The following is a 26,422-nucleotide window of genomic DNA, read 5'->3' as shown; positions in this document are numbered from 1 at the left end:
TTATCCCCTAAAAATTAGGGTTTTAGCTATCTTTTAGTCAAAAGCTATTCTTCTTTTATACCAAATCTAAAAATTCAGATTTAAAGATAAAGTCGCTGTACGTGGCGCACCTAAGAATAAATAATCATCACCATAAAATTCACCTGCATCACGCCAGTATTTCTTATTCAATAAATTATTGATGTTGAAACGTAACTGTGCATCGGTTGTATTCAACTTAAATTGATATGCAGCGCCTAAATCAAAGACACTATAACCGCTCACTTTTGCAGTGCCTTGCTTATTGGCATATTTGCTTGAACTATACTGACCGCCTGCAAGCACTCGTAAACCTTCAATATTGGGTACTTGATAAGTAAGATGTGTTGCAAAACGAACTTTAGGCACGTTTTGCGCTTGATGATTGCCATATTCAACCGCTTCAACCTCATCTAAACGAGCTTTGGTCAATGCTAAAGATGAGCTTAATGCCAGATGATCTGTTAATTCTCCATTCAGCCCTAATTCTAAACCAAGGCTACGTTGCTCACCTTCTTGAACAAAATAACGTTTATCTAAGATCGGCTTAGAGTATTGATTATCTTGACGTAAATCAAAAATAGCTGCGGTTAATAAAAAGTTATGAATCTGCTGTTTTAAACCAATTTCATATTGTTCAGAATGGATTGGTGCTAAGGTTTCTGCACTATTTTCTACAAACCAAGGCGCAGTTTTTCCATCTGACAGCCCTTTTGCATAAGAAGCATACAGAGTTGTTGATTCTGATGGGCTATAACTCACAGCAAATTGTGGTAAAAATTTATCTAAATCCGTATCGCGGGTTTTTATCACCTGTGCACTAAATGTATTGCACGAATATGCTGCCTCACATCCATCTCGGTAATAACCAAAAGGAAATACCGAATAATCATCCACCTTAGATTTACTGTGTGATGCCACCAATCCTAAATTCCAGTCATCATTGAAAGCATAGTTGTATTTTAAACTGGTATTTAGACTATCAATTGTGACGGGCTTGCCCCAGCTTTGGTAACCTAGTAAACGCTCCCATTTCACATTTTGTGGCACTTTGCCATCAAGTAATTGATAACCCGGAACAGATTTTTGTTCTGATCGCTGCGCTTCAAGATCAAACTCAAATTTGGATTGTGCTGTGGCTTTCCAATCCAATGCCAATGCCGCCAAATAACGCTCGCCATCTACATGATCTACATAAGAATCAATCTGTTCATTGACTAAATTAATGCGATAGCCAAATTGGTGATCTTCTCCCAAAAATCCCCCAACGTCCCCTGCTACTGCAAATTGTCCATGTTCATCTGCAGAAAAGCGCAGCGCCTGAATATCTTTAGGTCGCTTAGTGACATAATCGTATCGAGTTGTTGAACGCCATTTTCTGCATAAACCAAAGGTGCCCAACACAGCGGTGACAGAATGATGGTTTTTAAAGACGCAGTTAATACATTCTGTTTGAATTTACGATTGTACATACGAAACCTTGCATTAAAATAAGAGGTGATGCTTGAGGCATTTAGCTGTGCAGATTATGACAATTCGCGTTGAATTAATCGAGTAAAAGTCTGGGTAAATTGCTGTCCTTGCTCTGCAAAAAACCAATTTACATGTCCAACAATCCAATCATAATAAGCAGCATCGGCATGTTTCAGGTTTTGGGTAATTCCGACAAAATATTCAAGCTCTGAAAATGCGAAATCCAAATGCACAATTTTTAGCAACTCTGGCAAAATACTAAAGTCTTGTTGTGGATGTATTTCTGCAAAATACGCTTGTAAAAACGCGCTTAAACCCGCTTCGTCAATATTGATTTGTGATGTATGTTCTAAAGCCAGCCAATCTATAAAGTTACGCTCAATCGTGACCGCAAGGTCATAAAGCGCTGAATTTCGATCTGATAAACCAAAATCAATTACCGCTGTAATATTGGCATCGGCACTTTGCGCAGACCAAAACAGATTGGAAGCATGCAAATCATTATGCGTCCAAATTTTAGTGGTCTGCTGCAATATATGCTTAATTTTATGATGCGTCTGAGATACACGCTCTAAAAAAACGGCGTCTAAGTTTTTATCGGCAAAATAACGGCTCAATTCAGGGCTATTTTGAATACGTTGCTGAATAGCCGTTACAATATTTTCACTTTCTAAAAGCTGCTGATTCGATACCAAATAACGCGCCGATCTGCCATGTAACTCAGGAAAATCCTGCATGGCGACATGCAATTTGGCAAGCAAACTTCCCACTTTTGCAGCATGTTCTGTATAGAAAAACGGCGTCCAAGATTGCTGATCGACATATAAGTCAAAACCTGCTGCTTTTTCGTAGACTTCATAAGTCCAGTCGCCCATTTCTAAAGCGGTCAGTCCGCAATTCGAGGCAATTAATGTCGCAACAGGAATGTTTTTACTGGCTAAATGTCGCAAAAAAGCATGCTCTTGCAAAATATCTTGCGCATTACGAAATGAACGATGACTGCGTTTAATGAAATACGAGCGACTTCCTATTTTATCTGTACTGACTGCATCCTGCGTGACTTCAATCACTGCGGCTGATGAAAATGGGCGCGGACTGCACCACAGAATTTGAATACCCCCTTGCAAGCATGGGTAATACGGTTGCAGGTTGTGTAATTCTGAGACAGTCAGATGTGCCCAATCTTTATATTCCCAGTCATTCCCCATGCCATGACCTAAATCATGTGTGATTGTGGTCATTTTCGATATTCCTTAACCTGATCAGCATTGTGTAATCGTATATTCCCTGCCATCCATTTCAAATAATCATTTTTTAGATAGATGATAGCTATTTAATTAACGGTCTTGGCTTGTCGTAAACGCAAATTCACTTCATCTACAATCTGATCTAAACCTGTGTCATAAGCAGCTTCACTCACAAAAGACACCATATTTTGTGTAACTTGCGGCAAATTGTAATCTGCATACCATGACAATGAATTCACTTCTATTTCACGTTCACCCTGCAAAATCACGAATCTTTTTTGCATCCAAGCCTGCAAATTTTCACCCGTATAGGCATCATAAAAAATAATATCGGTCAGATAAAAATCTTTCATCATGTAGGAGTAAGCCACGCTATTTTCTTCTGGCTCATAATTAAAAAAAGGTGTGGTGGTCAGATGAAACTCAACCAGAAAATGACGTTTTAAACGATGATTTTGATATTCCGCTTTGACTTTAATCGGGCAACTGATTTGCGCAAAATCAATTTCATGTTCAGTATTTTGCTTAAAATATTCAGCCAAAGACCAGACCTGATGTTTAATGAAATCCTGCATTAAAAACTCAGGTTCAAGTTGTGAATTGATTAATCCCAACAGTAAAGATTCAACTTCTTCTTTCGTTAAATAAATGTCTTCAACAATATGCATGCCAATCTCTAAATATGCTGCTGCGATAGAAAAATCCTAACGGAAAGGCTTGTGTTTGTATAGCTATGCAATCGTAGAGTGTGATCTATATCTAGCAATCAATTATCCACGTAGATTGAATCTTAATCATGTTTTCAGCTATGCTATCAACACATCAAATTTCACTTCAAACACGCCTCGTTGCGTAGGAGTAATCTCATGTCTAAGAAGTTACCTATTTACTTCTCTGACGCTGCTTGGGCGTCATTACAAAAAATCATGGGCAGCGATGGTAAACCCAGCCCTAGCCTGAATGCCCTGCTTGAACAAATTGAATTGCTGAATCAGCATGATTTTCAAGCGCTTGCTAAAAGAAAAACGCTGCATCTTCCCGTAACAATAGAATCCATTCCTGCAGGTTTTCCTTCGCCTGCTCAAGACTATATTGATAAAAATATTGATCTGAATGAATATCTTATTTCTAATGAAAATGCGACCTTTTTAAATGTGGTACGCACTACCTCTATGGTGAATGCAGGGCTTGAATACGGCGATATTGTACTGGTAGATCGCAGTAAAGAAGCCAAACACCGCAGCATTGTGGTTGCATTAATCGACCAAAAAGACCTGACTATTAAACGCTTGATGATTACAGCCAAAATGTCCAAAAGTGAATTGGCTGAACATTTTGGTGAAGACTACGACCCTGCCACTTTGCCCGAAGCTTGGCTCAAGGCAGAAAGCCCCGACTACGACAGCATTTACCTGAAAGATGGGCAAACTTTTGAAGTGTTTGCTGTGGTCACGTGGAATTTGAAAAACCTGATGGTTTAAACACCACAATAATGCATAAAAAAGCCGAATAAGTAAAATAGTCATGAAAGCTTTAGAGCAAGTTTTTGCGCTCATTGACATTAATAATTGTTATGTGAGCTGTGAGCGGTTGTTTCAACCACACCTGAATCATCGTCCTGTGGTGGTGCTTTCCAATAACGATGGCTGCGTGGTGTCACGTTCCGAAGAAGCCAAACGACTTGGCATTAAAATGGCTGTGCCCTTTTACCAAGTTCAAGAATTAATTCAACAACATGATGTTGCGGTCTTTTCAAGTAATTATGCGCTCTATGCAGAAATGTCCAGACGTTTTAATAATATTATTCAAGAATTTTTCAGTGCCAAAGATGTTGAAATTTATTCGATTGATGAAACTTTTATTGAGTTGAGTTCATATTCTCAGCGCGATTTAAACGCACTTGCACAGGAAATTAAAACAACCTTGTGGAAATGGCTGGCTCTTCCTGTTTGTGTTGGTATTGGTCAAAGTAAAACTGAAGCCAAACTAGCCAATCATCTTGCTAAGCGAAACCGCTATTTCAACAGCGTATGTAATTTACTGGATATGGATTTATGCAGCAAAGAAGCCTTGTTTCAACACATTGATGCCGCTGAAGTCTGGGGTGTGGGACGCAAAAACGCTAAAAAATTACAATCATTGGGTATCCGTTCTGTATTTGATCTAGCAACAAGCAATCCAGACCAAATGGAGCGCCAATTTTCTATTTTGATGAAAAAAACCATTCTTGAACTCACAGGTACAGCATGTATTGAACTGGAGCACAATACCGTAAGTAAGCAGCAAATCATCAGCTCACGTTCTTTTGGGCAGCGTGTAACAGATATTCATGCGCTTTCAGAAGCTTTGAGCGATTATTTACAATCTGCTGTGCAAAGGCTCAGAGCTGAAAAAAGTTTATGTGGTTGTATGATCATTTTTGCGCAATCTAACCGTTTTGATCCGCGCCAAGTTTTTTACAATCAATCGGTCACTATTGCTTTCAATGAGCCAACAGATTCTGCTTTGCTCATGAACAAAGCCATGATGAAGCATGTGACAACGCTATTTCAGGAAGGGATTGCCTTTAAAAAATGTGGTGTGATTTTAACGGGACTTGAACCCAAACAAAGCTATATTCACGACCTGCTTACAGATACTGACGCCATTGAAAAACAGGAACAATTACAGCAAGTGTTGGATACCGTGAAAAATAAATTTGGTGTGCAAAAACTCGCCATTGGAGCATGTAAATTGCAAGATCGAACTTGGGCGATGCAGCGCAGCCATTTAAGCCCGAATTATTTTAGCTGGGAAGGTTTATTGGCGCTTGGTGATTAGCAGTTATTTGATTGGGCTAAAAAAGCTCACAATATGAGACCTAATTTAATGCTTAAAAGTACTACAAAGTAGTATACAATTAAACACTACAAAGTAGTATAAAGGTGTTTGATGTATACCATCTGTGAGACTACTTTTTTACCAATGAATATCCCTACTATTGGACTGAAGAACAATACAATGACTTTAAAATTTTCATTGCCGAGAACCCTACAGCAGGAGATGTAGAACCTGGTACTGGCGGCGTTCGTAAAATTCGATGGGGTGGAAAGAGTAAAGGTAAACAAGGTGGTGTTCGTGTAATTTATTACAACCGTTTAGCAAATGGCGAAATTTGGTTATTGACCTTATATAGTAAAGACACAATTACCCAACTTGAGAAAAAGACACTTAGACAATTAGCGGAGTTACTGAAATGAGTCGTTTATTAAGTGACAAAGAATTGGAAGCTCGAGAAGCAAAACGAGACTTAAATGTTGAATTATTAGAAGGCGTTAAACAAATGCTTGCTAATAACGCAGCAAGAAAAACTGTGATCAATGAAACAGATGTTGCTTTAGCACGAAGAAAGTCTGAACTCACTCAAGATCAATTTGCTAAAATTTTAGGTATCTCTAAACGTACATTGGAATCTTGGGAGCAAGGTGTTAGAAGACCTTCAGGAGCAGCTCAATCACTGATTAAATTGTTTATTTTAGATCCTCAATTTGTTCGTGACCATCTCGCTTAAATGAAATAGCCCTCAACAACGAGGGTTATTATTTTGCCTTTCCTATAGCAACAGCAAATCTTAGATAGCATTTGAAATGCAACACCATGTTGTTGCCATAATACCTGACTCGGACTTTTAAAGCCGAGTCTTTTTCTTGGACGGTGATTCAAATCAGAACAGCGTTCTACTTCTGCAAGATTAGTCTTTATTCAGCCCAACAAACTTGGCACGTGCTTTATGCAGTTTTTTGTAGCTGTCGATTAAACGTAAATGACGATCTAAACCTTCAAGCTGCATATTGGTTTCGGTTAGACCATAGAAACGTACTGTGCCTTCAACAGAACCCATGACTGCATCCATACGTTCATTGCCAAACATACGGCGGAAATTGACAGCATAATCGGCAATATCCATTTCATCATCTAAAATAACTTCAAGCACGACATTCATACATTGATAGAACAAGCCACGTTCTACGGTATTGGTGTTGTATTGTAAGAATGCTTCGACTAAATCTTTAGCTTCTTCAAACTGTTCTAATGCCAAATAAATCAACAATTTTAATTCGAGGATGGTGAGCTGCCCCCAAACGGTATTGTCATCAAATTCAATGCCAATTAAGGTTTTGATTTCGGTATAGTCATCTAGCTCACATTCTTCCAAACGCTCAACTAAAGCTTCAAGTTGCTCATCATCCAAACGGTGCAGATTTAAAACGTCTTCACGGTACAGCAAAGCTTTATTGGTATTATCCCAAATCAGGTCTTCTACCAAATACACTTCTGAATAATCAGGGACTAAAATTCGGCAAGCAGTTGCACCTAAATGTTCATAAATCGCCATATAGGATTCTTTGCCCATTTCTTCTAAAATCGCAAATAAAGCCTCAGCTTCTTCGACATTGCTATATTGACCATTGTTGGTGAAATCCCACTCTACAAATTCATGGTCTGCCTGCGCGCTAAAGAAACGCCAAGACACTACACCACTAGAATCAATAAAGTGTTCAACATAGTTATTCGGCTCAGTTACCGCATTCGTGCTAAAGGTCGGCTGTGGTAAATCATTTAAACCTTCAAAACTACGCCCTTGCAATAGTTCAGTTAAGCTGCGCTCTAAAGCGACTTTAAAGTTTGGATGTGCACCAAACGAAGCAAAAACACCGCCTGTACGCGGGTTCATTAAGGTCACACACATGACAGGGAATTGACCGCCTAAAGACGCATCTTTCACCAATACTGGGAAACCTTGTTCTTCTAAAGCCTGAATACCTGCCACAATACTTGGATATTTTGCCAAAACTTCTTGCGGTACATCAGGCAGGCTCATTTCTTCCTGAATAATTTCACGCTTCACTGCACGTTCAAAAATTTCAGATAAACACTGCACTTGAGCTTCTGCAAGCGTGTTACCTGCACTCATCCCGTTACTTAAATATAAGTTTTCAATTAAATTTGATGGGAAATATACCGTTTCACCATCGGATTGACGCACAAATGGCAATGAACAAATACCACGTTCAGTATTGCCTGAGTTGGTGTCATATAAATGTGTGCCCAGCAACTCATCTTCAGGATCATAAATTTCTAAGCAATATTCATCTAAAATTTCTTTAGGCAATTCACCATTTGGGCCAGGCTTAAACCATTTTTCATTTGGATAATGCACAAATTCGGCATTGGCAATCTCTTCACCCCAGAACTGATCGTTATAGAAGAAGTTACAGTTCAAACGTTCAATGAATTCACCCAAAGCAGATGCTAATGCACTTTCTTTGGTTGCGCCTTTACCATTGGTAAAACACATTGGCGATTGCGCATCACGAATATGTAATGACCAGACATTTGGCACGATATTACGCCATGAGGCAATCTCAATTTTCATGCCCAAACCTGCCAAAATACCCGACATATTGGCAATAGTTTCTTCAAGCGGTAAATCTTTACCAGCAATAAAAGTCGCTTGAGATGAAGTCAAGTTCGGCATCAGCAAAGCTTGTGCATCGGCATCAATGCTTTCGACTTGCTCAATCACAAACTCAGGGCCTGTTTGCACGACTTTCTTTACGGTACAACGGTCAATAGAACGTAAAATCCCCTGACGGTCTTTTTCAGAAATATCTGCAGGCAATTCCACCTGAATTTTAAAAATCTGTTTATAACGGTTTTCAGGATCGACAATATTGTTTTGAGATAAGCGGATATTATCGGTTGGAATATCACGTGATTGGCAATAAACCTTCACGAAATACGCAGCACACAATGCAGATGACGCAAGGAAATAATCAAATGGGCCTGGCGCAGAACCATCGCCTTTATAACGGATGGGCTGATCGGCAATGACGGTAAAATCGTCAAATTTAGCTTCAAGACGCAAGTTGTCTAAATAATTGACTTTAATTTCCATGCAGGCACCTATTGTATGTGCCTACTCAGACACAAAATTATAAAATATTGATTTATAAGCCGAATCAAGAGGGAGAATAAGACTTAAAAAATGAGGTTTGAAGTCATCGCAACTATTTAACAGCGACTCCAGAATATGCGGCAACATTATAAAGTGATTTGGGTGAATTGATAATGCTATAAATACAGATTTACTGAATTTAAGCAAAGCTGCTAATTAATATATACAAACATAATATATTTAAATGTATGATATATTGTCTTTAGGTTCTAATCTGCTTGATGGTGAAACAACATGAAATATACCGAACTCACTGCTGAAATTTCGTCTAATATCAAATCCATTAAAGAACAATCTCCCGATTTACTTAAAAGCTTTAATGCCCTATCACAAGTTGCGATGAAAGACGGCGTAATTGATGCCAAAACCAAAGAGTTTATTGCGCTTGCAATTGGTGTGGCACAACGCTGTGATGGTTGTATCGGTTTTCACGTCAGAACTTTGGTCAAAATGGGCATGACTTTTGAAGAATTGAATGAAATTTTAGGTATTGCTGTTTATATGGGCGGTGGCCCATCACTCATGTATGCCGCAAACGCCGTGGCAGCATTTAAAGAGTTTTCTCCATCTACAGCCGAATAACAGCATCAAATTATTTACCGAGTCGAAACTATGTTAAATATCCATAATGAATGGGATGAACGCTACAGCCAACATGACCATATTTATGGTGAACAAGCCAATGCGTTCATTCAGGACATTACGCAAAAACTGTCTATTCACGGCAAAACTTTGGGCTTGGCCGAAGGTGAAGGTCGTAACTTGTTATATTTGGCCGCTTTGGCACAAGCCAATGGACAAGCATTTGAAGCAGATTTGTGGGACTACTCGCAAGTTGCTTTAGATAAGGCCCAAGGCTATGCACAGCAACGTGGTTTAAGTCTAAATACACGAAAGCAAGATTTAAGTCAGGTGAATTGGCCAGCGAATCAATATGACAACGTGATTTGCGTATTTGGTCACTTTAACCCTGAAACACAGCAAAAAGTGTTAAATGGCGTGCGCGAAACTTTGGTCAACGGCGGTTTATTTGTTGGTGAGCTGTATTCTACTCGTCAGCTAGAATATAAAACGGGCGGCCCACGTGCAGTAGAAATGCTGTACGATCCTATCGAGTTTTTAAGCCATTTTAAACACGATCATCTGATTCATTTCTTTGTGGGCGATGTAGAACGCTCAGAAGGCAAACTGCATCAGGGCAAATCCCACGTCATTCAATTTGCGATTCGTATTCAGAAATAAAAGACTGAATCTTTTACATCAAAAAGCTTGCTCCAATGCAATTAGAGCAAGCTTTTTTGCGCTTTAGATTTGAATATTCAGTTAGATATTTGCTCGGAAATTTTTAAAATCACTCAAACACATCTTTCATAGATTTTGGCATTCCTTGTACCGACTGTAATTCGCCCTGTTTATTTTTCCAAAGCACAACAGGTGTGGCAAAGAACTCGTATTTATCCATCAGTGCCTGATTCTGTTCTAAGGTTTTTTCTACATGTACAGGCACAGTTTTTTGCTCGATCAGCTTTTTTTGTCCGTATTGACGATGGAACGCATTAAAGGTCTGCTGTGGGTTTTTCGCCATTAATAAAGTCGCGGCCTGCCCTTTGCTTTCAGGTCGGATCACCGCCACAATAATATGTCTTAACTGAACTTTGCCAGATTCTACCCACGGACGTGCCTGCTTCCAAAAGGTATGGCAATACGGACAATTCGGGTCTGAAAACACGTAGACAATTTTTTCAGCACTGGTTTGCCCATCCTGAATCCAAGTAGCGTGTTCCAGACTTTGCCACACATCTTCAAGTACCGACTTTTTCACATAACGGTCTAAAGCATCGACGGTTAAATTATTGCCTTGTGCATCAAACAAAGTGCCTACAATATAGTATTTCTGATCATTGGAAATAAACACTGTCGCAGGACTTTGTTCAATATGCCCTGCCCAACCTGTCATTTGTGCAGGTGCTTGAATTTGTTGCACAAACTTAAAACCTTCTTTTTCAATGTGCTGTTTGAGGTTGTCCTGTGCTTGCAGCATACTCACACTACTGGCAAGACTCATACCTATCGCCAGTTTCAGCATGTTATTTTTGATGTTTGATGTCATATTGATTGTCCTTAATTTTGGCTTCACGGCGGGTTTTCTTTCAAATCGTTAAGAGCGCGTTTATGGATTCGCTTGTATTTTTTTCAGATAATGCTGCAGCATCGGCTTGGTCAATTCACCCATGTGATGATCGACCAATTCTCCTTGTGCATTAAAAAACAAAGTACTTGGCAAACCGAACATATTGAAGTGTTGTCCTAAACGAGCTGCAGGGTCTAATAACACGTGTTCAAACTGAAATCGATGTTTCTGTAAATAGGCTTGAATCTCTGCTGCAAATTCGCCTTGATTGGCAAATACAAAATTGACCTCAGGGAAATCTTGCTGTGCTTGTTGCATAACAGGCATTTCACGGTGACAAACTGGACACCAAGTCGCCCAGAGATTAATCACGGTGGGCTGACCTGAAAATTGAGCTAAATCTTGAGGTTGTTGCGCTAGGTTGTGCAATACTAGATTGGGATAGGCATGCTGCGTCTGCAAAGGTTGGATAAGACTCCAACCTACAACTTGTACTGTAATAAAGAGCGCAACTGCCTATGCCAGAACAACACGTTGAATAGCGCGATTTTTCCAGACAAACCACGCCACACCTGCCATAACTGCGGCAATCAGATGAAAGCCTTTGTCCTGAATTTTTAAAATATCAATCGGGTTGGCAAAGTACAGCTCATAATGCTGCAACACAAAAACTGCCCGCCCAACTAAAGCACCAATCCACAGCGCATTCCATAATGCATCCTGATAACCTGTCCAAGTCTGTGCATTCCATGTATAACGACGCTGAAAAAATTTACCCATTGCAAAGACGACAATCAGTCCTAGCAATAAAAACACCAATGGCCATGGAATCATCAACATGCCTAACTGCAAGACTGCGGATTGAATCATGGCGCAGCCTCTTGCAGTTGATGAATATTTTGAATCAATTGCGCTGCGTTATAAGCACCTGTTAGACGCAATTCACGTTGTTCCCGTTGTGGATCTGCCAAAAATAACAACGTTGGCGGCCCTAAAATCTGCCATTTTTTCAATAAGGCATCTTGTGAAGGATGCTGTTCGGTTAAGTCGAGTTTAATCCGCACCACATGCTTTAAAGCATCTTGCACATCGGTACGAGGAATCACATCACGCTCAATCGGCTGACACGCCACACACCAATCGGCATAGACATCAATCACAATCTTTTGATGAGCATGTGCGGCCAAAGCTGCATTCAACTCTTGTTCTGTGCGTACTTTGATCCATGGCTGTAATTGGTCTGCTTGTACCTGCGCATTGACACTGGCAATACTCTGATTGACATGCCAAATTCCACTACTGGCGATTACTGCCACCAAAGCCAATAACGAAAAACGCTGTGGACGATGTAACACGTGGCGCAAAATTGCAATTAAATATGCAGCGAAGGCAAATAACACCACAGCAAAAGCAACATAGTACCAAGTCACAGAAAATAGCGGACGAGCAAAATACAAAGCCATTGCCAACATGATAAAACCAAAGCTAAATTTTAGCCGTTCCATCCACAAACCTGGCTTTGGCAAATATTTCGCGCCAAACACGCTGGCAATAAGTAAAGGAATTCCCATACCTAAACCGAGCAGGAACAAATATAAACCACCCAATGCTGCTTGATCCGAATGTGAGACGTACAGCAATGCTCCCGCTAAAGGCGCACTCATACATGGCCCGACAATCAGTGCAGAAATCACCCCCATAACGCCCGCACCCAATAAAGTACCGCCTTTTTGATATTGCTGAATACGATCTAAACGCTGTAACACTGCTTGTGGTAATGACAACTGATACAGTCCAAACAGGTTTAAAGCAAAGAGCACAAACAACATAGCAAAAACTGCAATCACTACGGGATTTTGGAACCAACGCTGTACGCTATAACCAATGTGTGACGCAACAACGCCCATCAAGCCATAGACTAGCGCCATACTGACGATAAAGGTGATCGCAATTGCTGCCGCTTTATAGCCTGTATTGCGCTGCACCAAAATGCCAGAAAGAATTGGAATCAGCGGCAATGAACACGGTAAAAAAGCCAGTAATACCCCAAAACCTAAAAAGATAAACGCATTCAGTAACAACCCTTGCCCAGACAATAAATTCAGGAAAAATTGATCATTGTTCCATTGCTGATTCAGACTTGTACTACTAGCTGTTTCCGCATTGCTTGAATTGGCGGATACAGCAAATGCATTGTCTGCCAACGCCGTATCTGTATTTTCAATCTCTAAGGACTTTGCTAAATCAGCATTTTCTAGTGGTTCAGGGGTAAGTTTAAGATCAGTTTGTGTTACAGCAATCGCATTTTCAGCAAGCTGTGCTTTGTTTTCTAGCGTTTGCTGTTCAAGTTTGAGTTCTTTTGTCGTTACAGTATTTGCAGTTGTCGTAACTTGTTTTTGTGTACTAGAACCATTGGCTTGATGCTTATCTGCATCATTTAAGTTAGTGTTTAAAGCAGCCTGATTATTCTGATTGAGTTGCTGAAGTAAATTACCTTTGCCCGCACTTAAATTATGCTGTGGCAATAAACCATCGGCATCGGTTTGAATCATTTTACGCTGTACGGGATAACACAAACCATCTTCAGCGCAGCCTTGCCAAGTAATTTGATATTGCTGATTAGGCTTCACCTGAATCTGTGTTGTCACTTGCCCATAATGCACACGTGTCAGCCCGAAAGTCGGATCATCTTTTTCCTGCCCTGCAGGCAATTTAAAAGCAAGCGGCTTTTGAGCCTGACTGACTTTGAATTGATCGTGATATAAATAGTAATGCGGTGCGACATCCCATTTCAGTTCAACCGTTTGTTCAGACAATGACGTCGCCTGAAACTTAAAAGCTTGATCGGACGCTAAAAATTCATTGGCAGCATTGACCCACACCGCACACAGACTCAACACAAAATAAGCAATGACGCGAATAAAAATCATGTATTTATACTAAAAATTAAAAAACTGACTGTATTATCGGTAAGTGTAGATTAAGAGAACATTAATAAAGATTTTTCTTTGTAAACTTGAGCATTGTAGGTGCCTAATCTAAATTTGTGGCGTGATCGAGATGTGTCATATATTGGGCTGACTGTGGTATAGGAGCAAATATGTTCGTCGTTTTGGTGGAAGATGATCCTTATATTGCCCAAAGTATTGTGGCAGCACTCGAATTTTTAAGTATTTCAGTCGAACACGTGAATAACGCGCGCAATGCCGATTACTTCATACGTCATAGTGCGGTAGATCTGTGCCTGCTCGATTTAGGTCTGCCTGACCAAGATGGTTTACAGTTACTCGAAAACTGGCGTAAAGATGCCATTCATATTCCAGTATTGGTATTAACCGCGCGGAATCATACTCAAGACTGCGTACAGGCGCTCAACTTAGGAGCAGATGACTACCTAACTAAACCTTTTGAATTAAATGAACTGATTGCCCGTGTATATGCATTAAGCCGCCGTCATCGTGGTTATTCATCGAACCAACTGCAAAGTGGTCAGTTACACATGAACCTCGATACACAAGAAGTCAGTTGGCATTCACAAAACATTCAGCTTTCACGCCGTGAATATAGCCTATTGGAAACCTTTTTACGGCATCCGAACCAAATCTTAAAAAATGAAGAACTGATAGATAAAGTGTATGGCTTTCAAGACAGTATCGAAAGCAATGCCTTAAATGTGCATATCTACCATTTACGGCATAAAATCCACCCCGATTTTATTCAAACGGTGCGTGGTGTCGGCTACATCTTTAAACCTGAGCTGCTGACATGAAAAACTACAGTCTGAAATGGCGTTTGGTATCGACCATCAGCTGTGCATTTATTTTGCTGTGGGTGATTGTCTTTGCATGGCTCTACCATGACTTGGAACAACGCTTACAAAATACGCTGGATGAACGACTTTCTACCTCAGCCCGTATGGTCGCCCGCCTGATTCAGCAACTGCCCCTAGAACAACTCACAGAAAGTTTGCATGCCGAATCAGAAAATGCCTTGCTACATAGTTTAATTGCTTGTGAAGTCTCTATTTTCCGTGCCGATGTTTCATTACCACAGCATGTGATTGCACGCACTCAAGGCGCACCGAAAAATTTAAAAAACCAACAAGTCGGTTTCAGCACATGGACAGAAAATGGACTGCAATGGCGTAGTTATGTACTGCGTGAAGGTGAAGTTCAGGTGGTGGTGGCTGAAAAAATTCAGTTACGGCAAAACCTACTTAAACAAATTTTACAGTCGGTACTGATTCCTTTACTGCTTACTTTGATTATTTGTATTTTGCTAATTTTGTGGATTATCCGTCTGGAGTTTTTACCGCTCGATCACATCACCCGCCACTTAATTCAGAAAAAACAATCTTTAGATGAAGCTTCTCGTTATTTAATTGAACTGAGATCACAAAAAATTCCTAAAGAAATTCAGCCTTTTGTCGATAACTTATTGATGCTGATTGAACGCCTACATAAAAGTCTGGAACACGAAAAAAACTTTAGTGCATTTGCTGCGCATGAACTGCGCACGCCGTTAACGGCTATTAAAACGCATGTGCAACTGAGCCAATTGATGTTGAATCAAACCGCATCTGCCCAAGATACAGCCAAAGTCATCGACAATTTAAAACACGCAGAACGCAGCATCCAACGTTATCAACAACTTTTGGAACAACTGTTATTGCTCAGTCAAACTGAAGCAGGTATTCAAGCGGCACATAGCCATGCAGATATGCGTAGCGTATTAGAAACAGTCTTGTCGGAACTGACTGTGGAATATCCCAATTTATCAGCGAAATTACAGATTGATTGGGCGAGTTTGGTAGCACAACACATTAATATTCTAGCGCCTGCGTTGCACATGGTACTGAAAAACTTGATTCAAAATGCTTATTTGCATGCAGAGGATGCGCCAAACATTCAAATTTATATGCAAGACCTGCAATTGATCATTGCAGACCAAGGCAAAAGCCTGAATGAAGATGATTTTACCATTCTGACTCAGCGTTTTTGGCGTAAATCTGCGCATAAACAAGGCTATGGCTTAGGTCTAACTCTAGTCAAAGTATTATTAGAGCAATATGGCTACCTACTTCAATTTCAGGCTAACCAACCGCAAGGTTTAAAAGTGATTGTCAGTTTTGATGCAGCACCTTCTGCAACAGAGAAACAACAGACGGATTAAGCTTTTCTGAGCTTTAACAGCAAATAAAGCAAGATTCAGAACAAGATCACTTAACTTTTGCCAATACCGAACATATTGCTCTACTTTACGATAACGCCATTTTTAAGGTGATTTTTGAAATAAAAGGTCAATGCGTTCTAAAATTTTATCTATGATGTAGATGCTGCGGGCTATTGAGTAGAAGAACATTGGCTAGAAAAAAATTGCTGAAACTTTCATCACCGTTTTTTTGTTCGATACCACGTCATATTTTTAAATGAGGTAGATATCCGTGCAGATCGTGCATGTGCTTGGTCTTGTGATCAATCTACAACTTAATTAAAGTGTACATAAAACCAACAGCACCCCACTCAAAATATAATACGCAGCGTAGGAGCATCTATTCCAGACTAAAATATAGATAAATATATCAATCAAAGCATTCCATTTAAGCTCATGTTTTATTTAAATAAAGTTGAATTTTTAAAATATCTTATTATCGAAATGATCTTTCTATCGAATCCATAACCACTTGAACGATGATCACAAAACGTATTAGATGATCCACTGCAGTTTGTGTGGTCATCTACTTTGAATGAACTGAAAAAATGGAATCGCCATTTTTTATAAACAGCAACGAAATATCATGCTATAAAGAAATGCGATATTGATGTTGGTTGTTTTCTGGCTTTGACATTCCGAATCAAACCAGTTCAAGTCACTCGCTTGATCAGTCGTTACAGAAAACAAATGAATAGATTTGGTCAGTTGTTTTAGAATATAAAAATCAGCAAAAAAAACTAAAAATGTAATTTTTTAACATTGCGAATTCCCTGCAAAGTTTTCATTATAGAGCCTCATTTTGGCACACGCTTTCTACGTCAAATTAAACAAATTACAAAAAAAATGTGGAATTTTATGCCATAATTAGCAAACTTTGCAGACATCTTGCAAAGTATTATTGCAATTATTTATTGGAGCAAGCGGAATGAGTTCGACCATTTTGGTTATTCATGGACCGAATCTAAATTTGCTAGGAAAGCGTGAACCCGAAGTTTATGGTTACCTCACTCTTGAGGATATAAATCAACAGCTCATTTCACAAGCGCAAAAAGCATCAATTTCTATAGATACTTTCCAAAGTAATTGGGAAGGCGCAATTGTAGACCGAATTCATCAAGCCGCGTTAGATGGCACACAATATATCATTATTAACCCTGCTGCATTAACGCATACCTCTGTTGCGGTACGTGATGCCTTGTTAGGGGTCGCTATTCCATTTCTTGAAGTCCATTTGTCGAATGTGCATGCACGTGAGGCGTTTAGACATCATTCATATTTATCAGACAAAGCCATTGGTGTGATTTGCGGTTTAGGCGCAAAAGGCTATGCCGCAGCACTCGACTTTGTTCTTGAAAAAATTCAACCTACTACACAATCTTAAACTAGGAATACTGTCCATGGATATTCGTAAAATCAAGAAACTCATCGACTTGATGATTGAATCTGACTTACAAGCGATTGAAGTTAAAGAAGGCGATCAGTCGATTGCATTAACTCGTCGCAGTCCAGTAGTAGCGGCAGCAGTTCCTGCAATGCCTGCACCTTCTGCAGAAGTACCATCTGCACCTAAATCTTCACCACGTGGTGCTGTTGAAACTTCTCCAATGGTTGGCGTGTTCTATGCAGCACCAAGCCCAGGTGAAGCACCATTTATTAAAGTGGGTCAAACTGTTTCTGCTGGTGAAACGCTTGGCATTATCGAAGCAATGAAAATCATGAACCCAATTGAAGCAACTCAAAGTGGCGTGATTGAAGAAATTCTAGTTAAAAATGGCGAAGTGATTCAATTTGGTCAACCACTCTTCCGCTACCGCGCTTAAGACCTCGGGGATTCACAATGTTGCAAAAAGTTTTAATTGCAAACCGTGGTGAGATTGCCCTGCGCATCACCCGAGCTTGCAAAACTTTAGGGATCAAAACCGTGGGTATCTATTCAGATGCCGATAAAGACCTGATGCACTTACGCTTTTGTGATGAAGCCGTGTGTATTGGTCCGGGTGCGAGCAGTGAAAGTTACCTGAATATTCCTGCAATTATTACTGCAGCAGAAATTACAGGTGCAGATGCCATTCACCCTGGTTATGGTTTCCTTGCTGAAAATGCCGAATTTGCTGAAATTGTAGAAAGTTCAGGTTTCATTTTCATTGGTCCACGCCCTGAGCATATTCGCTTAATGGGTAACAAAGTTTCTGCAATTACTGCAATGCGTAAAGCTGGCGTACCAACTGTACCGGGTTCAGCACACGCCGTTACACCACACAATGCTTTAGCTGAAGCCAAAGAAATTGGTTTCCCGCTCATTGTAAAAGCGGCTGCTGGTGGTGGTGGTCGTGGTATGCGTATTGTAGAGCGCGTAGACACCCTGCTTGAATCAGTTCAAGCGGCTCAACGTGATGCAGAAATGTGGTTTGGTGATGATACGGTCTATATGGAACGTTTCTTACAAAAACCACGCCACGTAGAAGTACAAGTATTGGCTGATGGTAATGGTCACGCAATTCACCTTTATGACCGCGACTGTTCTTTACAACGCCGTCACCAAAAAGTACTTGAAGAAGCGCCAGCACCTAACTTACCAGAACAAGCACGTGCCGATATTTTAGAAGCGTGTGTTAATGCATGTAAGTTAATGCAATACCGTGGTGCAGGTACTTTCGAATTCTTATTTGAAGATGATGAATACTTCTTCATTGAAATGAATACACGTGTTCAGGTTGAGCATCCTGTAACTGAAATGGTGACAGGCATTGACATCATTGAACAACAATTGCGTATTGCTGCAGGTCTAGGTTTAGACATTGAGCAAGATCAGGTTGAAATTCGTGGTCACGCAATCGAATGTCGTATTAACGCAGAAGACCCAACCACCTTCGTACCTTCACCGGGTAAAATTGAACACTTCTATGCCCCAGGTGGTGCAGGTGTTCGTGTAGATTCACACATCTACGAAGGTTATAGCATTCCGCCGTATTACGACTCAATGATTGCTAAACTGATTGTGCATGGTAAAGATCGTGAAACCAGTATTGCGCGTATGCGTCAAGCCTTGGATGAAACTATCTTAACAGGAATTAAAACCAACATTCCTTTGCACAAAGACTTGATTCTGCAAGATAAAAACTTCTGCAAACAAGCAATGGATATTCACTATCTTGAAAAGCATTTGCTAAAGCAACTTGCTGGCAATGAAGAAGAAAAAGCATAAGTAATTAAGGTTGCTTAAGTTTAAAATAAAGAGCTGATGATTCAACGTCAGCTCTTTTTTATTGTTGAGAATAAAAGCTAAACCGTTAATCTATGCAGATCAGTATGAATAAAAAACCAATACTCCAAATGAAGTATTGGTTTAAAATTGACTTAAAAACTGAGATCATTTTAGATCATCGAATGATGCAAAATACTAGACAAGATTAATCTAAAAACTCAGTCATTAATGCCAATACTTCTGCGGTTTTTTCAGCATGCAACCAATGCCCTGCATGAGCAACTGTTTCAACTTTTGCGTGAGGAAACTGTGCTTGAATAGCGGCATAATGCTCAGGCGCTTCAATGTAAGGCGAATTACCACCACGAATAAACAAAGTATCTACATTACTCTGCACCGTCTGCCATGACAAAATTTCTGCATAATGTTCACGTAATGCATTTAAGTTAAATAACCATTGCCCTTTGCTAAATGACTTCATCAAAAATTGCACAACCATTTCTTCTTGAAGATGCTCACGCATAATTTCCATTGCCGCTTGGCGACTTTCAACTTGTGCATCTTGCACAGCAAACAAGGCTGTAAAAATTTGATCGTGACGATTTTCAGGATAAGCAAAAGGACAAATATCCAATAAAACCAATTGCTGTAAACGCCCAGCAGCCAGAGGAGCTAAAGTCATTGCAACTTTACCGCCCATTGAATGCCCAACCACAGAAAACTGTTCGATATTCAAGCTGTTCAACGTTTCTAAAACATCTTGTGCCATTGCTGCATAATTCATGTCATCACAATGCGCAGACTTACCATGATTGCGCACATCTAATTGAATTACGGTGCGCTGTTCTTGAAATGCACGTGCGAGCATGCCTAAATTACTCAAACTACCAAATAAACCATGAATAAAAACCAAAGGTGGCAATGTAGATTCAGGCTGATTTTGCGTGATTTGATAATTTAACAACATAAAATAGACTCTAAACTTGAATTCAAATGATTGATCTATTTAATGAGTTTTGAGTTTATAAATCAAATTTTATATGTGCTTTTTACGGTGAAACTTATAATATTGCTTAGGCTATTTGTGTGAGCCTAAGCAATAACATACAAGATGAACTTTTCTTAAAATTTTATTTAAAGTAATTCAAAGGCAACTTCAAATAACGAATACCATTGGCCTCAGGTTGTGGGAACTTACCTGCGTCCATATTGATTTGAATTGATGGCAGAATCAATTTAGGCATCGTTAAAGTAGCATCACGCTGAGTTCTCATCTCAATAAATTCAGCTTTGCTTACCCCTGTATGAATATGAATATTCTGCTCTTTTTGAGTTTTGAGCAGTGTTTCATGTTCATATTGTTCACGTGATTCTGGTAGATAATCATGGCATAAGAACACTCGTGTTTCTTCAGGCAATGCGTATAGCGTTTGCACAGAATCGTACAACTGCCCTGCACTGCCTTTCGGGAAATCACAACGTGCCGTACCATAATCAGGCATAAACAAAGTATCACCTACAAATACAGCATCACCGATCACATAGCTTAAACAAGCAGGCGTATGCCCCGGTGTAGGGATGTTATAGGCTTGTAATTCACCAATCGTAAAAGTTTCATGATCGTCAAACAGATAATCAAATGATTGATGTGAATTGAAATACTTGATATCCAAGTTATAGATAGCACTAAATGTTTCTTGCACAATCGAAATTTTATGGCTCATGGCAATTTTACCACCCAACTGCTCTTTTAAATATTGAGAAGCTGTCAGGTGATCGGCATGCACATGCGTTTCTAAAATCCATTCAACCGTTAATTCATTTTTTTGGATGTAAGCAATGATTTCATCGGCATGAATTGTTGAAGTAGTCGCAGATGCAGGGTCATAATCCAACACGCTGTCAATAATGGCACATTGACGCGTTACAGGATCACTTACCACATAACTGAATGTATTAGTATTTTCATCAAAAAAATGCTGAATATCTGCGTGCATCTTATGCTCCTGCAACCTTACGATGAATGAGAATCCCCACCAACATTGCAACAATGAAATAGATTGCTTGATAATAACCTAAACCAATCAAGGTTAGACTTGGCGCTGGACAAATTCCTGCAACGCCCCAACCGATACCAAAGATAAAACTACCTGTGATCAGTTTAGAGTCAATTTGAGTTTGTTTAGGCAAATCAATTGGTTCATTTAAAATGGTTTTTGGTTCAGCTTGACGCATAATTCTTTGGAATGGAATAAAGGCAACTGCAATTGCCCCCATCATAACAAATGCCAGACTTGCATCCCATGTACCGAAAAGATCGAGGAAGTTTAAAACTTTTTCAGGATTCGACATACCAGAAAGAATCAATCCAACTGAAAAAATACCACCAAAAACAAAGGCTAAGAAATTTTTCATTTAGAATGCTCCTGTGATATGGCGGATAACATAAACGGTAATAAAGCCAGCTAACATAAAGGTACCTGTTGCTGCAATGGAACGCTTAGATAAACGACTCATGCCACAAATACCATGACCACTGGTACAACCCGAACCCAAACGAGTACCAAAACCAACCAATAATCCCGCCACAATCATCATCAAAGGGCTTGCATTCAATTCAACTTTAGGTTGAGCCACGATGCCATAGAAAAAAGGCACAATGAAAATACCTAACACAAACCACAATGCAGGCGTTTTGAACAGCGTTTGCGGATTTAACACTTGAGCCAGTAAACCACTAATGCCTGCAATACGACCATGAACATATAAATAGCCCACGACTGCAAGACCAAGTAATCCACCACCGATTAATGCCAGCAGATAATCATGCATTTTGAACACCCAAAACAATATATGTTTTTATAATATATTATTGTAATTATTATTCAACTATTCTCTTGTAAGTTTTGTAAACTTCATCTGACTATTCGTTTATGTTTGCGATGTGAGAGAGATTTCGCAAGTTTTTGGCTGATATTAAGTCATAAGGCAGAAAATTTAGTCATTCTAAATGACTGCCTCATAACGTAATAAAGATATATCAAAATAGACAGCAACGACAAAAGTTGAGGGCATTAGACTCATTTGTGAGCAAGCGCAATAAGTTCTTTTTTATGCCGACGAATTACACGTTTAGCAGCATCTAACATAATGCGATTGGTAGTCTCATCATCACCAAAGTCAATAGGTTTAGCTGGACACATTGGACGAGCTTTTCGATCTTCGATTGTGTAGTCTTTAAGACGCTTACCCATACTGCACCTCTCAGAATTTCTTAACTTTCACTAATATAACATAAAATTTAGTTTGTTAAAAAATCATCAATACGAGTTTTTAATTACCCTATTTATTGCTTAAAGATAACTTTTTTTGTTATTAAATGGTCGCTTGGAACAAGAATCACTGAGATGAAACGAATAGGAATAGTTGCTACATTCATACAAGAACAAGCATCTGTGTGCTTTGGACTCAAAACAATATAAAATTCAACATATCATGCATCTACAATATCTACAAAATTAGCATTTAAAACTTTTGCCAAATCGCTTGGTGTTAAACCAATATCTAATCCCCGCTTCCCTCCACTCACATACATAGTTGCAAGCTGTTGAGCGGATGCATCAATCACTGTTTTCAGTTGTTTCTTCTGCCCAATTGGACTAATGCCCCCAACCAAATAACCTGTCAAACGCTCAGCATCTTTAGGATCAGCCATGTGTACTTTTTTACACTGAAAAGCAGCCGCAACTTTTTTAAGATTTAATTGGTAATGGACAGGTAAAATCGCCACAAAATAATGCTTATCATCACTGACCAATAAAGTTTTAAATACTTCTGTGACATCTAAGCCTAACTTCTCCGCAGCTTCTAAACCAAAACTTTTAGCATTATGATCATGTTCATATTCATGCATAGAAAATTGAATTTTCTTGGCTTTTAAAAGTTTAGCTGCTGGAGTCATTGAAAAAATACTGTAAAAAACGATGCTCAAATTATACGCTTGATTGAGATTAAAAGTGAATTCGCTTAGGCCATTTTTAAATATAAAAGTAACTATCGAAAAAATAGCCTAAAATCATTAACTTGGTTTACGTGAATTTTCAACCAACACGTTAGCTAAGCGCTGTGCATGCGCAATCACGCGATCCAACCAACGTTGTGCCGCCAACAACTCTAAACCTGTCGCAGCATTGAGCTGATTCACGGCAATATATTGCAGCACTTTTTCACGGTTTTCGGCACGTTGATCTTCTGTCCATTTTTTCAAATTAGATAATTCGGTATTTAGACTTAGTACATGTTTATGCACATCAAAATCATCCATTTCTTTTAGATGTTCATCAAGAATTTGTACAAAATCTAAGCCAACTTGATAAATTGCAGGTTGGGTGCGTATTTCTTTTGCTAAAGTAATATTTTCCAAATCACTTCGTAAAACACGTAAATACACCATCAAACGAAGCATCGCCATTAAACGCTGTTGATCGGCTTCATTTTCTGAAATCGACATTTCTTCCAAATAGCGTTGGACTTGAATGAGTACTTCATCTAGCTGTAATAAACGTACTTTTGAAGGTAATCTTCCCTCTTGGATAGCCAGTTTTAGCATCACCAAAACGTCATACAAACTATGGTAAATCACCTTTGATGCAGCATGAATAGCCAAGGCGGGCACAGATAAACTCGCTTGATCGAGATAACATAAAACCGATTGAGTTTGATCTGGGATAATTTTCATAATCAGTTTTTCGAACTGACGGATAAAAGGCAAAATAATCAAAGTACCAGAAATACTGAATGCTGTATGAAATGCAGCAACAATCACCACATTGTCCCATGTTGCCATAAGACGTTGATTTTGTGTTAGCTCAAGAAATAACGGTTTTAAAATAATAAAAGCAAAAATGGCTGAAATGATGTTAAAAATCACATGAACCGCTGCAGTACGTTTGGCATTTGCAGTTGAACCAATTACAGCAATAATGGCTGTCGCCACCGTACCAATATTCTGTCCAATCACCAAACCTAAAGCCTGTTGCAAATCAATCGCACCACTGGCCAATGCTGCTAAGGTCGCGGTAATTGCAGCACTTGAAGATTGCAACAGAATGGTCATGATAATACCGACCAAAACCAAACTGAGTTGCGCAATCAAAGATCTACTTGAAAATACTGATAAATCGACACGTTCAGCAAAACCTGACATGGCAACTTGCAACATATCAATGCCAAGGAAAATCAGACTAAAACCTGCCAATGTCATTCCAAATAATGCAACTCGCCCCTGACTAAATAATTTGAGCATTGCACCCAAACCCAGCAAAGGTAATGCAAAACTGGTGATGGAAAATTTAACACCTAAAAATGCCACCATCCAACCCGTACTGGTTGTGCCAATATTCGCGCCAATAATGACACCAATTGCCTGAGCAAAAGTAAGAATACCCGCACTGACAAAACCAATTGTGGCTAAAGTCGTTGCTGTAGAAGATTGTACAATTAAGGTTAAACCGATGCCTGAAAGCACAGCTTTAATGGGTGAGCCTGTAAATTTAGACAACCAAATACGCAAAGTTTCCCCTGCCATATTTTTTAAGCTGTCTGTCATCATGGTCATACCAATCAAAAATAGACCAATACCACCACATAATTGTACAAAGACTTCTAACACACTTACTCCCTGTGCAATAAGCAATTTTCAAAGTGCTAAAAAGCCGATATTGTACGTACTTTTATCTTAAAATTGCAGTTTATTTGTTCTATTCCAATAGTTTATATTAAATAAAAAACTTGTCATCAATTTGACATATTATTAAACCTAAGGATAGATCGGACTCCATTGGTTTATCCAATCATTCGATAAAACAAAACGAAACCTCTGTATTATGCTGACACGATACAATTCAAATCTGTGAATGGCTTGACTAGGTCAATCGCTCACCTCAAAATCAGTATATATACTCACATACGCCAAAATGACAGATATAGTTTTAATATGATTTTTAATACTTTTAGAAAATATCCATCTATAAAAATATTCAGTATTGGTTGTACTGTTTTAACGCTAGCAGCTTGCTCTCCACTAGGAGGTGGTTCTCTTGCAAAACGCTCAGCTAAACTTTCTACAGGGATCCAAAAGGCTTATGCTGTGCATCCTGATACAGCAAATCGTGTAGCACCAATCATTGTACAAAGTGCAGAACAACATAATGTTGATCCTCTGCTTGTCGCTGCAGTTATTAGACAAGAATCGAATTATCGTGCCTATGCTGTTTCACCTTCAGGTGCAGTTGGGTTCACACAAATTATTCCACGTTATTGGCAGCAGACTTGTCCTGGCGATTTATTCCATGAACATACCAATATCAACTGTGGTACATTTATTTTAAATCATTATAAAAATCAGTCGGGTAAATGGCCTAAAGCTTTGGCCTATTACAATGTGGGACCTACTGGCTACAATAGTAATCGAAAAATGAAAAAGCAAGGTAAACGCTACGCGAAACAAGTCAAACAGCACCAAAAAAACTTAAAAGATGCACTTTAATTTTGACTTACTAGCTTAATAAAGTAGCCAATACCCGTTGAATTAAAGCCATCCTCAGATGGTTTTATTTTGCCTTCACTTTTATGTTTCCTTTCTTTTTATAATTTTATTTTTCTAACTTTATTTTCTTTTTGCATAAAAAAACACCCCCAAAGCTAGTTGAGGGTGTTTAGAATAATGAGCTGGCGATGACTTACTCTCACATGGGTAACCCCACACTACCATCAGCGCGAAGAGGTTTCACTTCTGAGTTCGGGAAGGGATCAGGTGGTTCACTCTTGCTATGGTCGCCAGCACAACTGTTTACGGAGACTTGCATTGGTCTTATTCACGATGGTGATGCACTGCGTTTTCCGAATCTGTAACAGATTGGGCTGTATTGGGTCTGAATTTTATTGTTTAGCGTTAACTAAATCAAGATCAGTCTGAATTGACTGATTGGATTTGAATCGATTGAGCATTCAACCCCAACTGTTTGGGTGTTGTATAGTCAAGCCTCACGAGCAATTAGTATTGGTCAGCTTCACATATCGCTATGCTTCCACATCCAACCTATCAACGTCGTAGTCTTCAACGGCTCTTTAGGAGG

At 39.3% G+C, this 26,422-nt stretch carries 23 protein-coding genes, 2 rRNA genes and 2 pseudogenes; 11 read left to right on the top strand and 16 right to left on the bottom strand.

The window, feature by feature from the left end; genetic code table 11:
• Nucleotides 1-66: 66 nt before the first annotated feature.
• The 3 genes and pseudogenes from FTU92_RS02340 to FTU92_RS02330 all read right to left on the bottom strand — a co-directional run.
• Nucleotides 67-1,317: pseudogene (locus FTU92_RS02340) on the bottom strand (TonB-dependent receptor); the annotation flags it as partial.
• A gap of 227 nt (nucleotides 1,318-1,544) precedes the next feature.
• Nucleotides 1,545-2,732 carry a phosphotransferase enzyme family protein gene (locus FTU92_RS02335; RefSeq protein WP_004973800.1) on the bottom strand — a complete coding sequence of 396 codons (1,188 nt, stop codon included), beginning with the start codon at nucleotides 2,730-2,732 and terminating at the stop codon, nucleotides 1,545-1,547.
• A gap of 92 nt (nucleotides 2,733-2,824) precedes the next feature.
• Nucleotides 2,825-3,406, bottom strand: a complete 582-nt coding sequence (locus tag FTU92_RS02330; protein WP_004973810.1) for a hypothetical protein — start codon at nucleotides 3,404-3,406, stop codon at nucleotides 2,825-2,827.
• 198 nt (nucleotides 3,407-3,604) lie between these two features.
• On the opposite strand from FTU92_RS02330, the gene FTU92_RS02325 reads away from it, so the two are divergent.
• From FTU92_RS02325 to FTU92_RS02315, 3 genes are all read left to right on the top strand, one after another.
• Nucleotides 3,605-4,219, top strand: a complete 615-nt coding sequence (locus FTU92_RS02325; protein WP_096902350.1) for a LexA family transcriptional regulator — start codon at nucleotides 3,605-3,607, stop codon at nucleotides 4,217-4,219.
• Between the two features lie 43 nt (nucleotides 4,220-4,262).
• Entirely contained in the window at nucleotides 4,263-5,558 is a 1,296-nt protein-coding gene (locus FTU92_RS02320) for a Y-family DNA polymerase (protein WP_180095486.1), read from the top strand.
• A gap of 415 nt (nucleotides 5,559-5,973) precedes the next feature.
• Entirely contained in the window at nucleotides 5,974-6,288 is a 315-nt protein-coding gene (locus tag FTU92_RS02315; RefSeq protein WP_004973819.1) for a DNA-binding transcriptional regulator, read from the top strand.
• Between the two features lie 180 nt (nucleotides 6,289-6,468).
• On the opposite strand, the gene FTU92_RS02310 is transcribed toward FTU92_RS02315, so the two are convergent.
• Complete coding sequence (locus FTU92_RS02310) at nucleotides 6,469-8,676, bottom strand: OsmC domain/YcaO domain-containing protein (RefSeq protein ID WP_154320753.1); 2,208 nt, start codon at nucleotides 8,674-8,676, stop codon at nucleotides 6,469-6,471.
• Nucleotides 8,677-8,970: 294 nt separating this feature from the next.
• On the opposite strand from FTU92_RS02310, the gene FTU92_RS02305 reads away from it, so the two are divergent.
• Nucleotides 8,971-9,318, top strand: coding sequence for a carboxymuconolactone decarboxylase family protein (locus tag FTU92_RS02305; protein ID WP_004973824.1), 348 nt, complete (start codon nucleotides 8,971-8,973; stop codon nucleotides 9,316-9,318).
• 30 nt (nucleotides 9,319-9,348) lie between these two features.
• Nucleotides 9,349-9,978, top strand: a complete 630-nt coding sequence (locus FTU92_RS02300; protein WP_178319301.1) for a class I SAM-dependent methyltransferase — start codon at nucleotides 9,349-9,351, stop codon at nucleotides 9,976-9,978.
• 109 nt (nucleotides 9,979-10,087) lie between these two features.
• On the opposite strand, the gene dsbG is transcribed toward FTU92_RS02300, so the two are convergent.
• The 3 genes and pseudogenes from dsbG to dsbD all read right to left on the bottom strand — a co-directional run bounded on the left by dsbG (nucleotide 10,088) and on the right by dsbD (nucleotide 13,797).
• Nucleotides 10,088-10,846: a thiol:disulfide interchange protein DsbG gene (dsbG, locus tag FTU92_RS02295; RefSeq protein WP_004973828.1), complete on the bottom strand. Its 759-nt coding sequence runs from the start codon at nucleotides 10,844-10,846 to the stop codon at nucleotides 10,088-10,090.
• A 60-nt stretch (nucleotides 10,847-10,906) separates the two neighbouring features.
• A pseudogene (locus FTU92_RS02290) lies at nucleotides 10,907-11,737 on the bottom strand (redoxin domain-containing protein).
• A complete protein-coding gene (dsbD, locus tag FTU92_RS02285) occupies nucleotides 11,734-13,797 on the bottom strand; it encodes a protein-disulfide reductase DsbD (protein ID WP_180095484.1) in 2,064 nt (687 codons plus the stop codon). Before dsbD ends, FTU92_RS02290 begins: the two are co-directional and overlap by 4 nt.
• Nucleotides 13,798-13,967: 170 nt before the next feature.
• Here dsbD and FTU92_RS02280 point away from each other — a divergent pair, with 170 nt between their 5' ends.
• The 5 genes from FTU92_RS02280 (at nucleotide 13,968) to accC (ending at nucleotide 19,286) form a co-directional block, all read left to right on the top strand.
• Entirely contained in the window at nucleotides 13,968-14,636 is a 669-nt protein-coding gene (locus tag FTU92_RS02280) for a response regulator transcription factor (RefSeq protein WP_096902342.1), read from the top strand.
• Entirely contained in the window at nucleotides 14,633-16,039 is a 1,407-nt protein-coding gene (locus tag FTU92_RS02275) for an ATP-binding protein (protein WP_180095482.1), read from the top strand. The genes FTU92_RS02280 and FTU92_RS02275 overlap by 4 nt, the downstream gene beginning before the upstream one ends.
• Nucleotides 16,040-17,006: 967 nt before the next feature.
• Nucleotides 17,007-17,462: a type II 3-dehydroquinate dehydratase gene (gene aroQ, locus FTU92_RS02270; RefSeq protein WP_096902340.1), complete on the top strand. Its 456-nt coding sequence runs from the start codon at nucleotides 17,007-17,009 to the stop codon at nucleotides 17,460-17,462.
• A gap of 16 nt (nucleotides 17,463-17,478) precedes the next feature.
• Nucleotides 17,479-17,901: an acetyl-CoA carboxylase biotin carboxyl carrier protein gene (gene accB, locus FTU92_RS02265; RefSeq protein ID WP_004973838.1), complete on the top strand. Its 423-nt coding sequence runs from the start codon at nucleotides 17,479-17,481 to the stop codon at nucleotides 17,899-17,901.
• Nucleotides 17,902-17,918: 17 nt separating this feature from the next.
• A complete protein-coding gene (gene accC / locus FTU92_RS02260) occupies nucleotides 17,919-19,286 on the top strand; it encodes an acetyl-CoA carboxylase biotin carboxylase subunit (RefSeq protein WP_004973841.1) in 1,368 nt (455 codons plus the stop codon).
• A 205-nt stretch (nucleotides 19,287-19,491) separates the two neighbouring features.
• Here accC and FTU92_RS02255 read toward each other — a convergent pair whose 3' ends face one another.
• The 7 genes from FTU92_RS02255 to FTU92_RS02225 all read right to left on the bottom strand — a co-directional run bounded on the left by FTU92_RS02255 (nucleotide 19,492) and on the right by FTU92_RS02225 (nucleotide 24,957).
• Entirely contained in the window at nucleotides 19,492-20,253 is a 762-nt protein-coding gene (locus FTU92_RS02255) for an alpha/beta fold hydrolase (protein WP_180095480.1), read from the bottom strand.
• 163 nt (nucleotides 20,254-20,416) lie between these two features.
• A complete protein-coding gene (locus FTU92_RS02250) occupies nucleotides 20,417-21,283 on the bottom strand; it encodes an MBL fold metallo-hydrolase (protein WP_004973849.1) in 867 nt (288 codons plus the stop codon).
• A gap of 1 nt (nucleotide 21,284) precedes the next feature.
• Nucleotides 21,285-21,701 (bottom strand): DUF6691 family protein, encoded by a 417-nt coding sequence (locus FTU92_RS02245; RefSeq protein ID WP_180095477.1) that lies wholly within the window; start codon nucleotides 21,699-21,701, stop codon nucleotides 21,285-21,287.
• Nucleotides 21,702-22,118 (bottom strand): YeeE/YedE family protein, encoded by a 417-nt coding sequence (locus FTU92_RS02240; RefSeq protein ID WP_167845995.1) that lies wholly within the window; start codon nucleotides 22,116-22,118, stop codon nucleotides 21,702-21,704.
• A gap of 248 nt (nucleotides 22,119-22,366) precedes the next feature.
• Entirely contained in the window at nucleotides 22,367-22,540 is a 174-nt protein-coding gene (locus FTU92_RS02235) for a hypothetical protein (RefSeq protein WP_004973856.1), read from the bottom strand.
• A 239-nt stretch (nucleotides 22,541-22,779) separates the two neighbouring features.
• Nucleotides 22,780-23,247 (bottom strand): Cys-tRNA(Pro) deacylase, encoded by a 468-nt coding sequence (gene ybaK, locus FTU92_RS02230; protein ID WP_004973860.1) that lies wholly within the window; start codon nucleotides 23,245-23,247, stop codon nucleotides 22,780-22,782.
• A 117-nt stretch (nucleotides 23,248-23,364) separates the two neighbouring features.
• Nucleotides 23,365-24,957 carry a Na/Pi cotransporter family protein gene (locus FTU92_RS02225; protein WP_167845994.1) on the bottom strand — a complete coding sequence of 531 codons (1,593 nt, stop codon included), beginning with the start codon at nucleotides 24,955-24,957 and terminating at the stop codon, nucleotides 23,365-23,367.
• A 324-nt stretch (nucleotides 24,958-25,281) separates the two neighbouring features.
• Here FTU92_RS02225 and FTU92_RS02220 point away from each other — a divergent pair, with 324 nt between their 5' ends.
• Nucleotides 25,282-25,833 (top strand): lytic transglycosylase domain-containing protein, encoded by a 552-nt coding sequence (locus FTU92_RS02220; RefSeq protein WP_096902336.1) that lies wholly within the window; start codon nucleotides 25,282-25,284, stop codon nucleotides 25,831-25,833.
• 180 nt (nucleotides 25,834-26,013) lie between these two features.
• Here the strand turns inward: FTU92_RS02220 and rrf are convergent.
• Nucleotides 26,014-26,128 (bottom strand): 5S ribosomal RNA (rrf, locus tag FTU92_RS02215).
• A 191-nt stretch (nucleotides 26,129-26,319) separates the two neighbouring features.
• Nucleotides 26,320-26,422: ribosomal RNA gene (locus FTU92_RS02210) — 23S ribosomal RNA — on the bottom strand; the annotation flags it as partial.

Source organism: Acinetobacter sp. YH12205, assembly GCF_013418125.1.
In the GTDB taxonomy this organism is placed as follows: Bacteria; Pseudomonadota; Gammaproteobacteria; order Pseudomonadales; family Moraxellaceae; genus Acinetobacter; species Acinetobacter towneri.
The sequence above is the reverse complement of the archived record's forward strand: the minus strand, read 5'-3'. Positions and strand labels throughout refer to the sequence as shown.